The organism is Limnothrix redekei LRLZ20PSL1, from assembly GCF_043235035.1.
Lineage (GTDB): Bacteria > Cyanobacteriota > Cyanobacteriia > CACIAM-69d > CACIAM-69d > CACIAM-69d.
The window spans coordinates 19,469-35,162 of record NZ_JAZAQF010000034.1 but is presented as its reverse complement, the minus strand read 5'-3'; the positions used below and the strand labels follow the sequence as shown (position 1 = coordinate 35,162).

Below are 15,694 nucleotides of genomic sequence, written 5' to 3'. Positions count from 1 at the left end.
ATTTGAGCTGGGTGATTTGAGCTGGGTGATTTGAGCTGGGTACTTGCCCAGCCAAGACCCAGCCCGGTGAACGGTTTTAACCCATCGACCAAGACCAACCAGCAAACTTGTCCCTGCACGGGATGCACAGATTTTGCGATACCCTAGAGGGCGGCTGTTTTGCTCGCCAGAAGTTGTTTTAATCGGCTGGCCGGTGGCGTGCGATCGCCCCAGTCTGCCGCCAACAACCGTGCAATCGCCAAGAACCGAGAGAAGCACCAAGAGAAAGCACTGCAATCATGGCTTACCAACTTCCTGCCCTGCCCTACGATTACACGGCGCTGGAACCCTACATCAGCAAGAACACCCTGGAGTTCCACCACGACAAGCACCACGCCGCCTACGTCACCAACTACAACAAGGCCGTTGAAGGGACTGAGCTGGACGCACAGCCGATCGAAGACGTAATCAAAGCCATTGCTGGTGATGCATCCAAAGCTGGCATCTTCAACAACGCTGCTCAAGCCTGGAACCACAGCTTCTACTGGAACTGCATTAAGCCCAACGGTGGCGGCCAACCGGCCGGCGCACTGCTGGACAAAATTGTGGCTGACTTCGGCAGCTTTGATGAATTCGTGACCCAATTCAAAGCCGCTGGGGCTACCCAATTCGGTAGCGGTTGGGCTTGGTTGGTGCTCGATAACGGCACGCTCAAGGTGACCAAAACCGGCAACGCCGAAAACCCCATGACCGCCGGCCAAATTCCCCTCCTGACCATGGATGTTTGGGAACATGCCTACTACTTGGATTACCAAAATCGCCGTCCCGACTACATCAGCGATTTCGTAACCAAGCTGATCAACTGGGATTTTGTGGCTGAAAACTTCGCCAAAGCTGCCTAGTTGCGGCCTCCGAACCTTGGGGTTCTTGAATCTTTCCGATGATTCAGCCCCCAATGGGTTAAACACCTTTCTCCTTTGCCTGTTTGGTTACAGGTTTGGCTAAAGGTTGATCTGCTGAATGGTCTAAATTATCCCTGGCCGACCCAAGATAGTTTGGGTCGGCATTATTTTGGGTTTTCCCGAAGGCCAAATTTCAATCGCCCTGAATAATCAATCACTTTGGAAAATGGCCTGAAAAAAAACGTCCCGCACCGCTCAGGCTTGGGACGCGTCGCTGAATTGTCGCATTTAACATAGCAGACGACGATCGCCCAAAGACGGATGCCAGTTGTTTGCAATCCTTAATTGGAAATTGTGGTCTTGTTATTTCGGCTGCCCTATGCCCGAAAAATAACCCTTTCAGCCGATCGAATCCGACCCGACATTAGGGGTTAAATTCCGGGCAAAATTTCAAAGCGGGCAGCTCTCGTGCTCGATCGGCCCGCGATCGGCTCAGGCATCTGCAAACCTGAACCAATGATCCCGATCGATCGCGCTTAGGGAACTGGCGAGGCAATCAGGGCCGCCCCGATCGCATCAGCCCCCACGCCGGGCACAAAGGCCAAGAAAGCGTTGCTGCTGCCCGCAATACTCATCATGGTTCCAGCCTGACCGTTGAGCGTAAAGGGCGCATAGGCCACGGCCGAGGGAGAGAATCCATCCGTCAAGCCGATGCGATCGACCCCTGGGGTGAAGTCCGTCAAAATATCCGTCACTTCCGGCGTGGGTGCAGGAGTGCTCGTCCGCAACACAAAGATATCGGCTCCATCGCCCCCGGTCAGTTGATCCCGTCCCCGATCGCCCGAAAGGATGTCATCACCAGGGCCACCCATCAACACATCAAACCCAAAACCACCCCGCAGCAGGTCATTACCCGCCCCACCATCAAGGGTATCTGGGCCAATCCGTCCGGAAATTTGGTCATTGCCCTCGCCCCCCTGCAAAACATTCGGCAAGGCATTGCCCAAAATTTCATCAGTACCAGCCGTGCCAACCACGTTTTCTAAATTGGCCCCAATCCCAACGACCCAGCCGTAGCCCATGTCTTGGTAGTCGGGGCCGGTCGGTTCGTTTTTGCCCTTGTAAATGCGTGCGCCCAAGGCAGAACGCTCCGTCAAGCGGCCGTTATCGATCAGATCAAACAGATAATCGCCTGCCGGGAGGGCCGATGCGTCCACCGTGTCATTGCCCCCACCATCCCAAATCGCTTGCACCGTGCGGAGATTACTGGAATCTAGGCGATAGGTGGTGTTTTCTGCCCGTGAACCGCGATTGGTGCCATACAAGAACTGCAAAGCGGCAATATCCAACGCCATCAGCGTTGAAGGATCCGCAAATCCCTTGTCCTGCTGAGCATCGCCGTTGTAGCTCATGACCGTGTTCACGATATTGTCGCGAGCCGAATCAAGAAACGGTTCTTCACCTGCGTTTTCTGCGGGTTGGCCAGGATCCTGGTTGGCGGTGGCGTTGTAGTTTCCGGGGTGCTTCAGACCCAAGGCGTGACCAATTTCGTGGATCAGCGTCGAATAGCCATAGCTGCCGGGGCCGGAGGTAAAGGCCGTGCTCGGGTCGCTGTTGTTTGCGGGCTGGAGGTGAACTGCGCCGCCCCGCTCGGAATTGCTGGGATAGTAGGCGTAAGCATTGCCCTCTGGCCCTGGTCCCTGGGAGTAAACGATCCGTACCTTGCTGTCTGCGGAGTCCGCCACTTCCACAAAATTCAGCGGCATAATTTCGCTGTAGTGGCGAAAGATGGCCCGCACGTTGTTTTTGACGGACTCTTCAACCTCCTGAATGTTGGTTTCATCCGGATCGGCGTTGTAGGTGCTAGCGGTGGCAGGGGAAATGAAGCTGTAGGTGATGGTGCCGCCGGGGCCCACGGGCCATTTGTCAGGAGCGCCTGAGTCAGTGGTGGCAATGATCGTATCCACCACAGGCGAACCGCTGCCGGCCGCTAGGGGGCGGGTGGGGGCTGAGCTGCCGTTGGTGCTGCCACCCCGGGCCGATCGACAGGCCCGACAACTGCAACGGGAAGATTCAGAAGCGGTGGGGAGAGAGGCGGGTGCGAGAACAGAGTCACTGAGAGAGAAAGTGGTCATAAAAATAATGAACGGTTTAACATCCCTTCAACCATTCATCCATTTATAGAAATCCTTTCTGTGAATGCCAATGTAAAAAGGAAAATGTTGCTATCCGTAAAGGAACGAATCCTAAATTGATGTTTTGTTGGGAGCTGTGATTAGTCCCTTTCCTTGAATTGGATCATTAGGGACGCAAGGTGATTGAGGCGATGATTGAGGCTCTCAGAATGCTTGCTCTGGAGTAAATTGACCCGAGAAGCCGGAGATTTTGTGGGAGCAAGATCAGGCTAGGGTTCTGGCCAAAGGGTGTCTAGGGTGATGCTGAGGCTCCAATCGGCATCGGTCAGCAAGGCTCCTCGTAGGTTAGCGCGACAGAGGTTCGCCCCGTGCAAATTGGCCCCTCGTAAGTCGGCCCCTTGCAGGTTGGCATCGCTGAGATTCGCCCAGGTAAAGTCTGCGCCAATGAGGCTGGCTCCGGACAGGTCGGCTTCGGCTAGTTGAGCGGCGGCCCAGTGGGAGCGATCGCCCCGTAATTTTCGGGCCTGGAGACCGTGGCCTTGCAGTTGCCCAAATTCGGCCCCCAAGACCAAGGCACGATCGAGCAGGGCCCCTTGCAAAATCGCGCCTTGGGCGCGGGTGAATGTCCAGGTTGATCGCGCCAGTTGTCCGCGACTGAGGTTGGCTCCCCGCAGGTCAGCTTCGGCCAGGTTCACGCCGGCCCAACTCACATCGCGCAAGTCTGCGTGGCGCAGGTCGGCTTGGCGGAAGTTGGCCGCAATGGCTTGGCTGTGGCGCAACTGAATTCCAAAGCCTTGTAGTCCGATCGCCCGTAAACCGAGGCCTTGCAGATGGGAACCGTTGGCCCCTTGCAAGTCAGCGCGATCGAGAATTGCTTGCTGGAGTTGGGCCCCGGCCAAGTCCCACCGGGGCAAACGCCAACCGCTCAGATCTGCGCCGCGCAAGTCGGCGGGCCGATCGCCCTGTTGCGCTCGCCAATCGGCCCACTGTCGGGGTGATCGGGCCAAATACATGAGATCCGCTGCGTCTGCCACGATCGATTGCTACTCCTTTCGCGTCAGGAGCATCGGGGTGCGGCCATCGTTGCCATCATCCCGATCTCGTCCAGAAACATGGGTGATCGCATCCTCGACCGCCGCCACCGCCGCCAAAATATCTCGCTCTTCGCCACCGAGGTACATTCGCCCAAAGCTGCCCACCGCTGTGATGTGCAGAATATTGATCAACGCGGCCTTTTCCGCCTCGTTGGCGGCCAGGGCCGCGTAGGCTGCCGGTTCCACCTCAAAAACGTAGAGGGTTTGACCCGCCAGCAGCATGTTGCCTCGGCTGGTGCGGTTAATTAATTGCGCCTGGTGTGGATCAATATTGCGGATAATTTGGCTGGAGATGATGCGAGGCTTGAGGCGATCGCTTTCCCGCACCCCCAGGGCCTGCAAAATAGCCCGGCCCGCTGTCAGGGTTTCCCCTTGGCGGCTGGAGTGAATTTCTAACAGGCCATATAACCGTTCCACAAACTGCACGCCGGGCCGCACGGAGGTAGCCTTGAGGGCCACATCGGTGATGCGGTTGATTTCAATCCCGGGCGATACTTCAATCCAGAGGGAACTGTCCCCGGGGAGCGGCAAGAAGCCGATCGCCACTGTGCCAATGTAGGCCGCATGTTGGGGTTGCAGGCGATCGAGATAAACGTAGCTTCGGAGTTCGATACCCAAGGAGGAGGCTGGCTTCCGCAGCGGGGGCAATGGCCGGAATCTGTGGGCAATCCACGGGCTTCATTGTGCCAAGGGGCCGGCCCCAACACAAGGCCGATCGCCCAAGGTGGGGGAACAGCGGGCGATCGGGCCAGAAAATTAGACTAGCCTGCACAATCCCTCGCCAAAGGGAAGATTTTGGGGGGAAAACTTCCGGGTAGAATGTCGATCTATGCCTGCGCAATCCCTGTCTCTTGCGCCGTTAGTCAATGCCCGTGTTATCGCGTTTTCGTACTGCTGCCAGCGCTGGCACTTTTCTGGTGACTGCCGAGGTCATGCCACCGAAGGGTAGTGATGCTAGCCATATGTTGGCCATGGCCGAGCAGTTGCAGCCTTGGGTTCATGCGGTGAACATTACCGACGGTAGCCGGGCCGTGTTGCGGATGTCTTCGTTGGCGGCCGCGAGCTTGCTGTTGCAACGGGGCATTGAACCCGTGTGGCAGGTGGCCTGTCGCGATCGAAACCGAATTGCCCTCCAAGCGGATTTGATGGGGGCCCATGCCCTGGGGATTCAGAACGTATTAGCCCTCACGGGTGACCCGGTGAAGGCCGGTGACTTTCCCGAAGCCCGCAGTGTCTTTGATTGGGAAGCGGTGCGCCTGTTAGAAGCGGTGAAGCGGCTCAACCAAGGGCAAGATGCGACCGATCGCCCCTTGGAAAATAGCGGCACTGATCTCTTTGTTGGAGCGGCGGTGGATCCCCAATGCAAGAGTTGGTCGGGGGTGCAGCGGCGTTTTCAGCGCAAGTTAGCTGCTGGGGCCCAATTTTTTCAAAGTCAATTGATTTCTGACTTTGATCGCTTGGATCAGTTCATGACCCAGGTGGCTGCCGGTTGCGGAAAACCAATTTTGGCGGGGGTCTTTTTGCTGAAATCAGCGAAAAACGCGGAATTTATCAACCGCAATGTCCCCGGCGTAGAAATTCCTCAGCATTTGATCGATCGCCTGGCTCGGGCCCAAGACCCCTTACGCGAGGGCATGGCGATCGCCGCTGAGCAGGTGGCCATGGCCCGCCAAATTTGTCAGGGAGTCCATATGATGGCGGTGCGCCGCGAGGACTTAATCCCCGAAATTTTGCAGATGGCTGGTTTGGAACCCGTGATCCCGCCCGCCCAGCCGATCGACAGTAATGGCCAGTCCAATGGCCATGCCCATAGTCATCCCAACAGCCACTCAGACGGCCACTCAGACGGCCAAACCACCAGTCATAGTTCATCCCCTTCCTTGACCTCTACCTCCTCTTTGCATCCATGAGCACCCCTGATGATTGGCTCGAAGTGGGTAAAATAGTTGCCCCCCAAGGTCTGCGGGGGGAACTTCGGGTCTATCCCGACTCCGATTTTCCAGAACGATTTATGGAGCCGGGCCAACGCTGGTTGTTGCCGCCGGGGGCCAAGCTGGGGCGGGACGAACCCCAACCGGTGCGCCTGCTGAGCGGTCGATATCTGAATAAGCAAAACCTGTATGTGGTGCGGTTTGCGGAAGTGGTCGATCGCACCAGTGCTGAAAACCTCCGGGGAGCCAAGTTGCTGGTTTCGGCCCACAGCCGCCCTCCCTTGGAAGCGGGGGAATATCACCTGATGGACTTGATGGGGATGGAGGTGTTTGATCAGGTGCAACAGGCCCCGATCGGGCAAGTGGTGGGCCTGGCGACCGCTGCTCAGGATCTGTTGCAAGTGCAGCTCACGGACTCGGAACAGGTGATTTTGATTCCCTTTGTGGATGAAATTGTCCCGATCGTTGATCTAACAACCAAGCGTCTGGAAATTGTGCCCCCCCCTGGTCTTTTGGATTTGTAATTCCAGCGGATAAATGCAACCCGAAACCTGCTTGCTGTTGGAATGTTGACCGATCACGCCGATGATGCTCAAGGTGCGATCGGGGCAAGCGCTCTTGGGGGAATTGTCCGGTTGGCTGAATCCTTGGCGGGCAAAGAGAGGGAAGTTAGGCTAGGCGATAATGGCCCCAGCCGATCGCCCTGTGGATTGGCTCCCGACCTGGGCCCGATGGTTGGCCGGGTCGATCGCTCGTCGCTCATTGGTTTTTCATCGTGACCTCAGAACAACACCCCCGTCCCCAAACCCCAACGACGATCGCGGTTTTTTATCCGTTTTTTGCGGGTGGGGGAGCGGAAGCCGTGACCCTGTGGATGTTGAATGCGTTGCAGGCAGACTATGACCTGACGTTATTTACACTGACCCCGATCGACCTCAATCGGTTAAACCAGCTCTATGGAACCCAACTTTCCGATCGGGTAAAAGTGCGCTACTGCATCCCGGCTCCCTTCAAGAATTTGGTAGAATTTCTAATCGCCAATAGTCAGTTTTTTCGCAAGTTTTTTTGCCACTTTTGCATCCGATTTTTCAAGAAATTTAGTCGGCAATATAACTTGGCAGTTTCTGGCTATAACGCGATTGATTTGGGGTGCGATGGGGTGCAATATGTCCATTGGGTGGGTGTCCTAGAAAACCGAAATTTCTATTGGGTTTCGCAGTTTTCGGAAGCCAGAATGCGGCGCAATTGGTCGATCGCTAATTCGCGGATGGTGGCCACGGTGGCCCAGGAGCGTTACGGTGGCCAACCGGTGGTGGTTTATCCGCCCGTGGCCGTGGATGCGCCGACGGTGGCTTGGCCCGATCGCGAGGAAGCTTTTATCTGTAGTGGGCGCTTGACCAAAGCCAAGGAACCGCATCGGGTGCTGGAAATTTTGAAGCGGGTGCGCGATCAGGGGTTTCCGATCAAGCTCTATTTCACGGGTGGCGGTGGCGGGGTTTATGGTCAGAAATATCGGCAGTTTTTACAACAAAAAATTGATGAAAATGCCGATTGGGTGACCCTTTACGAAAATTTGAGCTATGCCGATTATGTGAATGTGCTGTCCCGTTGCCGCTATGGACTCCACTGGAAAAAGGAACCCTTTGGCATCTCGATCGCAGAAATGGTGAAAGTGGGAACCATTCCCTTTGTGCGCGATCGGGGAGGTGGCCAGGTGGAAATTGTTGGAGAACAGAACAAAGAATTGATGTTCGCCAATGACGAGGAAGCGGTGGCTAGAATTGTGGCTCTGTTGTCCTCTTCGGAGTTGCAAAGTCGAATGCGATCGGCCCTTGAAAAACAGGCTCAACTATTTTCAACGGAGCAGTTTTCTCAGGATATTCGGCAAGCCATTGAAACCTACTTGAAACAGCGCTCTTGATCGATATTTGATCGATTTGGATCGATACCTGAAAGGGGGTCTGAAAAGTCGCGATCGCTCAGGTCAGGGTTGGGAGACCCAACCCCTACGGCGATCTTGGTTTCGTTGGTTGCGGGTCACGATCGATTCTGTTCCGGTTACCTCGTCCATTCCGCTGGGTCGGCTGAATCAACATAGGTTGTCGAAAGCCTTTCCCAGTTGCCAAGCCTTTCGACCTGGTAGGCGACACGCCTTAAGCTAGGAGAGCGCTAGGCGAGTGGGGTTAATCAACGGTCCATGCTGCTGTCATTGCGGATTGAAAACTTTGCGCTGGTGGATGCGCTGGAAGTGACCCTTGGGCCCGGGCTGAATGTGCTGACGGGAGAAACGGGCGCGGGCAAGTCGATTATTCTCGATGCGATCGAGGCGGTGTTGGGCGGGCGCATCACGGCCCGAGCGATCCGCACAGGCTGCGATCGGGCAGAAATTGAGGCGACCTTTGCCATTGATCAATCGCTGCGGGCCTGGCTGGAAGCGAGGCAATGGGCCATGACGGGCGATCGGCTGGTTTGCAGTGTGGAAATTGTCAGCAGTCCCGGCAATGGCGATGGGGGCAAAGGCGGCCGCAGCACGGTGCGCAGCCGGTTTCGCTGCAACGGGCAACCCATCCCCAAAACCCGCATGGCTATCCTGCGCGATCGGTTGGTGACCATTGCCGCCCAGGGGCAAACGGTGCAATTGCTGCAAGCAGAATCCCAGCGGGATTGGCTGGATGAGTTTGGCGGCGCACCGACTTTGAAGCAGCGATCGGCCGTGGCCAAGGCCTATGACCGGGCCCAGGAACTGTGGTTGCAACTGAGCAGCCGCCGACAGCAGGAAGCCCAGCGACAACAACAACTCGATCTCTATCAATTCCAGTTGCAGGAACTGACGGCGGCGGCCCTCACGGAAGCGCAGGAACTGGCTGATCTGGAGCAAGAGCGCGATCGCCTGACCCATGTGGTGGATTTGCAACAACAGAGCTACCAGGCCTATGAGTTGCTCTATGCCGGGGCCGACGATGCGGCTTCCTGTGCGGAACTGTTGGGCAAGGCGGAAGCCCTATTGGAGCGATCGGCCCGGTTCGATCGACAGGTAGAAGCCATTTTGGAGATGGTGACCAGCGCCCTCACCCAAGTCACGGAGGCGGGGCTGCAAATCAACGCCTACGGAGCCAGCCTGGAAAGCGATCCCGATCGGCTGGAGTGGGTGGAGGGGCGAATCATGCAACTCAAGGCCCTCTGCCGGAAATATAACCTCGACCTGGGTGCTCTGATTGCGCGGCGCGATGAGCTGGAGCAGTGGGTGGGGGAGTTGACGGACGGGGGGCAATCCCTGGAGGCCTTGGAGCACCAATACCAAGCGGCCTATCAAGCCCTCGAAGCCGAGTGCGATCGCCTGCATCAACTGCGTCGCCGGGCCGCGCGGGATCTGGAAACGCAACTGGTGGCGGAATTGGTTCCCCTGGCCATGGAGCGGGTGCAGTTTGCTGTGGAGTTTGGGCGGGTTCCCCCTTCGTCGGCCGGGTTCGATCGAATTACCTACACCTTCAGCCCTAACCCCGGAGAACCCTTGCAACCCTTGAGCGAAACGGCTTCCGGTGGGGAAATGAGCCGCTTTTTGCTGGCGTTTGAAGCTTGTTTTTCCCAGGTGAGCCAGGTACAAACGGCGATTTTTGATGAAATTGATGCGGGGGTTTCCGGGCGAGTGGCCCAGGCGATCGCCCAAAAGCTCCATCACCTCAGCCAAGATCATCAGGTTCTGTGCGTGACACACCAGCCGATCGTGGCGGCCATGGCCGATCACCACTTCCGTGTGGCCAAGGTGACGATTAGCGCCCCGCTGGCCGAATCGATCACTGACCAAGACGACGCAGAGGGAATCCGAACCGTGGTGCGCCTCAGTGCTTTGGGATCAGAACATCGCCGGTTGGAGCTGGCCCAATTGGCCGGGGGCCTCGACGGCCCAGCAGGTTCCACGGAAACCCTGGCGGCGGCCAATGCCTTTGCCGATTCCCTGCTCGATCGAGCCGCCCGGTTACGACAGGGCGATCGTCCCCCACGGGCCCCGCGCCGCCTCCCTCGAAAAACGTCGTAAAATCAACGACAATCTCGACTTCTGAATCCCTCTATGGTCAGAGTAGCGATCAACTCGTCATCCCAAAATGGCTTTTCAGTGCTGGATCGCCCATTTTGTTTGATCGCCTCTCGGACTCCAACAACCACGGCTTCATTCATGGCCCCGGGCCTAAGCCACCGAAGTTGCCCCCTGAGGAAAATAGAATAAACAGACTACACTAGGGCGTAAAAACAATGCTTCGGATTTCATCCTTGAAGCGATCGCCCTAGATCCGTGGACTCAGAAACGCCACGATCCACGCCAATTCTCAGGTTCGGGCAATGGTCTTAAAAACCAATTGCTGACCGGTTAATCACTGGTGACTCATCCAGTAGGGCGATCGATCATCAGCCGCTCCCGCCAGTTGTTTCAGTTCCGTGATTGTTTGAGGTTTCTTCGCACCCATAATCTCCACCCACCGCTGACCCATTTCTCCGCGCACCCTATTTGCACCCCATTCAAGTTACTTCTCTGCTGATTCTGCTTCGATCGCACCTTGACCCGCAGCGATAATCTCCCGAGCATCTATGGCCCCCTCGTCGCCTAAGCAACCGATCGCCCAAGCCACCATTCTCGAAGCCACCGTCGTGGATGTCGTCGCCACGGACTCCCGCGCTACCGAGGTTGTGACGGATAACACCGCTGCCACCCACGAGGCCAGCCGGCCCCCAGCCAATCCGCGCCCCTCCAGCAGCGGCGGCGGTGGGTTAGTGGTCTCGCGCCAAGGCGGGTTTAAGGCGTTCCTCGCACCCCTGAAGCGCGACACCTTTAAACAGGTGGTTACCGACGTGGAGGACAAGCTCCGGGTCGTGAACCAAACCCTCTCCATGTTGGACGTGCTCAACGACAACCAAGGGGGGTTTGAAACGGTTCTGGAGGAAATGCTCGAATCGATCAGCCTGAAAACTGGGGAGCTGCTCAACGCCGATCGCACCACCATCTACCTGTTAGACGAAGAGCGGGGGGAACTGTGGTCGAAGGTGGCCAAGGGCGCGCCCGAAATTCGGATTCCTTCCACCGTCGGGATTGCCGGAGAAGTGGCCACCTCCCGCAAAGTCATCAACATTCCCTACGACTTCTACAACGATCCCCGATCGGCCGCCGCCAAAAAGTTTGATCAGCAAAACCATTACCGCACCTACACCATGCTGGTAATGCCCCTGCTCAACGAGTTTGAAGAACTCGTGGCTGTGGTGCAACTGATCAACAAACTCAAGCCCGGCGTGGATCCGAGCACGGGACTGGCGGACAAAATCGATCTCGAAGGCTTCACCAGCCATGATGAACAGGTGTTTCGGGAGTTTGCTCCCTCCATCCGTCTGATTTTGGAATCGTCGCGGGCGTTCTACGCGGCCATCAAACGTCAGCGGGCGGCCAATGCGCTGATGAAGGCTACGGAAGGCCTGAGCAAGAGCAGCTTGGACTTGGAAGAAACCCTGGCCAATGTGATGGATCAGGCCAAGGAACTGATGCAGGCCGATCGCAGCACCCTTTGGCTCTACGACGAAAATAAAAATCAGCTTTGGACCAAAATTCCGATCAACGGTCGGCCCACGGAAATTCGGATTGATGCGGCCAGCACGGCCTTCGCCGCCCAAGTGGCCCAGTCTGGTCAGCCCCTGCGAATTGACTTTGACCTGTACGATCGCCCCGATTCCGAAACCTCCAAACAAACCGATCAGCGCAGCGGCTACCGCACTTGCAGCATGTTGTGTATGCCGGTGTTCAATGCCGATCGGCACCTGATCGGCGTGACCCAGCTCATCAACAAAAAGCGCCAGGGTGAATTTCCCGCCTACGATCCCACCGATTGGCCCGCTGCCCCTGAATGCTGGAAAGCCAGCTTTGACAGCAGCGACCAAGAATTCATGGAAGCCTTCAACATCCAAGCGGGGGTGGCGCTGCAAAATGCCAAATTGTTTGCGGAAATCAAACAGCAGGAGCAAATGCAGAAGGACATTCTGCGATCGCTCTCCGATGGGGTAATTTCCACCGACAAAAACGGCAAAATCCTGGCCGCCAACGACAGCGCCAAAAAGCTGCTGGGTCTGGAGTCCGATGACGAACTGGAAGGGCTTTCGGTCACGGATGTGGTGCGCCTGAAGGCCAAGGCTGATCGGGAAGGGGGCGACAAGTTTAACCAGTGGGTGCAAGCGGCCCTCTCCGCCAGCGAGGAAAAAGCCCGTCGGCAATATTACCCCGACCAAACCTTAATGCCTTCGACCCTGATCGAAGCGCCGCCGCCGGCCCCGGCCCCGACTCCTGTTCCCAAGCCCCCCGGCCTTGATGACGACCTGTGGGACGAGCCGACGATGATCGTTCCAGAGCCGGAACCGGAAGCCAAGCAGGAGGAACATAGCGTTAACCTGTCCCTGAACACGATCGCCGATGCGGCCGATCCTACCCAGGTGCGCGGGGCCTTGATCGTGATGGAAGACATCAGCGATGAAAAACGCCTGAAGAGCACCATGTATCGCTACATGACCCAAGAGTTGGCGGAACAGCTCCTGGCCAGTGGCGAAACCAAGATGGGGGGCGATCGCAAGGATGTATCGGTGCTGTTCTCCGACATCCGCAGCTACACCACCATCACCGAAAGCATGACCGCCGAAGAGGTGGTGGCCATGCTCAACGAATATTTCGAGTCCATGGTGGATGCGGTGTTCCAACACAAGGGAACCCTCGATAAATACATCGGGGACGCAATCATGGCCGTGTTTGGCTCACCGTTGCCCCTCGATGACCATGCTTGGATGGCGGTGCAAACGGCGGTGGATATGCGCCATCGGTTGGTGGAGTTCAACCTGAAGCGTCGTGAACAGGGCAAGAAGGAAATCAGCATCGGGATTGGTTTGCATTCCGATGAAGTGATTAGCGGCAACATTGGTTCCAGTCGGCGGATGGAGTTCACCGCGATCGGGGACGGTGTGAACCTGGGGTCTCGCCTGGAAGGGGCCACCAAGCAGTATGGCTGCGACATCTTGATTAGCGAAAACACCTATCGCAAGTGCAACCCCGATCGACTCTGGGCCCGCGAACTGGACTACATCAAAGTGAAGGGCAAGAACAAGCCCGTCTCGGTGTACGAAATCATCGCCATCAAAGAAGGGCCCCTGGCTCGCGAAGTGCCCCAAGCCAAGCTGGATATCCTGGATCACTACGGCCGCGGCCGGCGGCTCTATCTCGATCGGCAGTTTGCCCGGGCCATGGCCGAATTCGGCATGGTGTTGGAAATTAACAAGGACGAGAAAGCCGCCCAACTGCAACTCCAACGCTGTCAGCATTACTTGACCAATCCCCCCGAGTCCGAGTGGGATGGTGCATTCACCATGACCAGCAAGTAAATCCGGAAACGCTCGCGCAGTCTCGCAAAATATCGCGTAATCTGGCGCAATCTGGCGCAATCTGGCGCAACCCGTTCCTAAACCCCACTGACCTCTCCGATTGGCTGGTTAATGGGGTTTACGAGCGTTAACGGGCGATCGCCCCAGCCTTGGAAACCTGTTGATCCCCCTGTGATTCTTCCCGATCAGTAGGCTACCTTAATGGACGCAATGGATAGGGTTGCCGCCACCATCACGGGGCCCAGCAATCCCTTGAACTGCAATCCACTTCTTCTTCAGACGTTTTATGGCGAAAAATCGCTTTTTTTGGCACTCCTCCTTGGCAGGGTTCGCTGTGGCCCTCGTAGGTTCGGCCCTGGGCGCACAACCCGCTGCTGCTGAATACGATTCGGTGACCTTCACCCTGATTAATTCCACCAGTCGGGTGCTCGAAGAATTCTATGCATCTCCCCCCAGCAGCAGTAGTTGGGAAGAGGACATTTTGGGCGTTGATGTGCTCAACCCGGGCGAGTCCATTGAGATCACGATCGATGACGGCCGCGAGGATTGTCTCTACGATTTCAAAGGCGTTCTCGGCCCCGGGAATGGTGTGGGTCGGGGAGCTTTGATCCAATCCAGCGTTTCTGTCTGTGATGGCGGCACTTACGAATATTCCGAATAGTCACGGCTCGATCGAGTGATTCTAGCGGCTGCTTGCTGTTGGCCTTGGGATGATGGTTACCGCCATGGTTGTCCCAAGGCTCAATATTTTTAGGGCAATCGGCTGGAGATTGCGCTTTGCTGAGGGTTGGCTAGAGGCTGATGTAGCGATCGGCCAGTTGCTCCAACAGTTCAACCATGGCCTGCACCATCGGCAATCCTGTTAAAAGCTCAATCCAATACCATTGGCCATTGGGATTCAGCTCAATAAAGTAGAGTTGATCATCGTCATCCCGAATGATGTCAAATGCCCCAAAATTCAGTCCAAAGACTTTCAGCATTCCATAGAGTTTTTGGATGTAATCATCAGGTAGCTCGTCAGGGCAGTGAGTTAATTTATCTGGTTCTGTGACTCGCCAATCCAATTGAACATCTTGATCTGGGATGGCTTCCGCCCCAATTCGACAAACAAAGTGCTTTTCACCGATCAATGTGACTCGGTATTCTGCCTTCTTGTGAATCCGCTTTTGAATGAAGACTGGTGCAAGCCGGATGCTATCTTTTAAGCCCTGGAGGAGTTCGAGATCAATCAAGCGGGTATAGCAGCCATATTGTTGATCTTGATGCAAAAAACCGGAATAGCGCATGGGCTTAACAATGCAATCTTGATGAGATCGCACGAAGTCACAAGCAGCCTCATAATCGTTCGTAACGATCGTGGGTGGAATCAAAATTCCAAGATCTTTGGCAACCGGAATCTGGTTAATGCGATGGGATGGGATTCGGATGTTGTAGTAATTATTAACCCACTGTGCTTTTGGGAAAAGACCTGGCAGTGAGAAAATCAATGACTCCGTTTCTTCTTGGCAATACTGTATCGCCCAAGGATCTTGCACTTTTTGGAAAACTTGATAATCACCGGGCTTGCGCCACCAGATAACTCCTAGATCTTGAATTTCTCTCAATGAATCCAAAAGAGTCAGATGTTTTTGAGATAACTGTCCGGTTTGATCCCAAGAGTAAGCATATTGACTTTGTTGAATAAAATGCTCGGAATTCAGACGAATCGGATTTAATCTGTTGCCTTCTACAGCTTGAATAACCGCGTCTGCATGAACGTCTTCTTCAGAGGTGACAATTAAAAAATCCATCATTCTCTTTTCAATTTGATATTTATAATTTACAAAGGCAGCCTATCTTACTTAGATGGATATCTACAGGCTGCCTTTGTTTGATGAGAATTCGACGAACTAAATCACAAATTAGTCATCCTTTTGAGAATCAGAATCCAATGGAGCAAGATCAAGAAGCCCCTTGTTTGTAGATCCACTACGTTTGCAGTAAGAACTACTCATGGCAGAAATGTTAGAAGTTTGGGTGACTGGGTTATAGGTTGCCTGTTCGTCAGCCAGATCACTCAACTTCGGAATGATGCTGAGGTGCATCATCAAGGGATAAGACTTCTGATCAAGTGCGACTTGCAGGTTGTTCATGGAGTTAGTGCTTTGTGATTGGGATGTCACTGAAATGATAATAGAGAGCGCCCATCGAGATTGCACAGACGGAGGAAGTCGAAAAAAGTCGTGTTTTGCTTTTTTTAAAGGCGTTGGAAG

The 15,694-nt window shown here is 55.5% G+C and carries 13 protein-coding genes; 8 read left to right on the top strand and 5 right to left on the bottom strand.

From position 1 onward, the window contains the following. Positions 1–278: 278 nt before the first annotated feature. Positions 279–881, top strand: coding sequence for a superoxide dismutase (locus VPK24_RS06690; protein ID WP_190526009.1), 603 nt, complete (start codon positions 279–281; stop codon positions 879–881). Between the two features lie 536 nt (positions 882–1,417). Here the strand turns inward: VPK24_RS06690 and VPK24_RS06685 are convergent. From VPK24_RS06685 to VPK24_RS06675, 3 genes are all read right to left on the bottom strand, one after another. Beyond that, the gene (locus VPK24_RS06685) at positions 1,418–3,016 is read right to left on the bottom strand and encodes a M10 family metallopeptidase C-terminal domain-containing protein (protein ID WP_393011550.1); all 1,599 of its coding nucleotides are present in this window, start codon (positions 3,014–3,016) and stop codon (positions 1,418–1,420) included. A gap of 269 nt (positions 3,017–3,285) precedes the next feature. Then, entirely contained in the window at positions 3,286–4,050 is a 765-nt protein-coding gene (locus tag VPK24_RS06680) for a pentapeptide repeat-containing protein (RefSeq protein WP_393011548.1), read from the bottom strand. 9 nt (positions 4,051–4,059) lie between these two features. Further along, complete coding sequence (locus tag VPK24_RS06675; protein ID WP_393011546.1) at positions 4,060–4,728, bottom strand: hypothetical protein; 669 nt, start codon at positions 4,726–4,728, stop codon at positions 4,060–4,062. Between the two features lie 248 nt (positions 4,729–4,976). On the opposite strand from VPK24_RS06675, the gene VPK24_RS06670 reads away from it, so the two are divergent. From VPK24_RS06670 to VPK24_RS06640, 7 genes are all read left to right on the top strand, one after another. Further along, positions 4,977–6,020: a methylenetetrahydrofolate reductase gene (locus VPK24_RS06670; protein ID WP_393011544.1), complete on the top strand. Its 1,044-nt coding sequence runs from the start codon at positions 4,977–4,979 to the stop codon at positions 6,018–6,020. Further along, positions 6,017–6,565 (top strand): ribosome maturation factor RimM, encoded by a 549-nt coding sequence (gene rimM, locus VPK24_RS06665; protein WP_393011542.1) that lies wholly within the window; start codon positions 6,017–6,019, stop codon positions 6,563–6,565. The genes VPK24_RS06670 and rimM overlap by 4 nt, the downstream gene beginning before the upstream one ends. 42 nt (positions 6,566–6,607) lie before the next feature. Beyond that, complete coding sequence (locus tag VPK24_RS06660) at positions 6,608–6,820, top strand: hypothetical protein (protein WP_393011540.1); 213 nt, start codon at positions 6,608–6,610, stop codon at positions 6,818–6,820. Beyond that, positions 6,817–7,962: a glycosyltransferase gene (locus VPK24_RS06655; RefSeq protein WP_393011538.1), complete on the top strand. Its 1,146-nt coding sequence runs from the start codon at positions 6,817–6,819 to the stop codon at positions 7,960–7,962. The genes VPK24_RS06660 and VPK24_RS06655 overlap by 4 nt, the downstream gene beginning before the upstream one ends. A gap of 276 nt (positions 7,963–8,238) precedes the next feature. Next, positions 8,239–10,077 carry a DNA repair protein RecN gene (recN, locus tag VPK24_RS06650; RefSeq protein WP_393011536.1) on the top strand — a complete coding sequence of 613 codons (1,839 nt, stop codon included), beginning with the start codon at positions 8,239–8,241 and terminating at the stop codon, positions 10,075–10,077. 548 nt (positions 10,078–10,625) lie between these two features. After that, a complete protein-coding gene (locus VPK24_RS06645) occupies positions 10,626–13,442 on the top strand; it encodes a GAF domain-containing protein (protein ID WP_393011534.1) in 2,817 nt (938 codons plus the stop codon). A gap of 334 nt (positions 13,443–13,776) precedes the next feature. Beyond that, a complete protein-coding gene (locus tag VPK24_RS06640) occupies positions 13,777–14,103 on the top strand; it encodes a hypothetical protein (protein WP_393011532.1) in 327 nt (108 codons plus the stop codon). Between the two features lie 130 nt (positions 14,104–14,233). On the opposite strand, the gene VPK24_RS06635 is transcribed toward VPK24_RS06640, so the two are convergent. Both VPK24_RS06635 and VPK24_RS06630 read right to left on the bottom strand, forming a co-directional pair. Continuing rightward, a complete protein-coding gene (locus VPK24_RS06635) occupies positions 14,234–15,235 on the bottom strand; it encodes a hypothetical protein (RefSeq protein ID WP_393011530.1) in 1,002 nt (333 codons plus the stop codon). A 108-nt stretch (positions 15,236–15,343) separates the two neighbouring features. Continuing rightward, positions 15,344–15,574 carry a hypothetical protein gene (locus VPK24_RS06630; protein WP_393011528.1) on the bottom strand — a complete coding sequence of 77 codons (231 nt, stop codon included), beginning with the start codon at positions 15,572–15,574 and terminating at the stop codon, positions 15,344–15,346. Between the last annotated feature and the right edge of the window lie 120 nt (positions 15,575–15,694).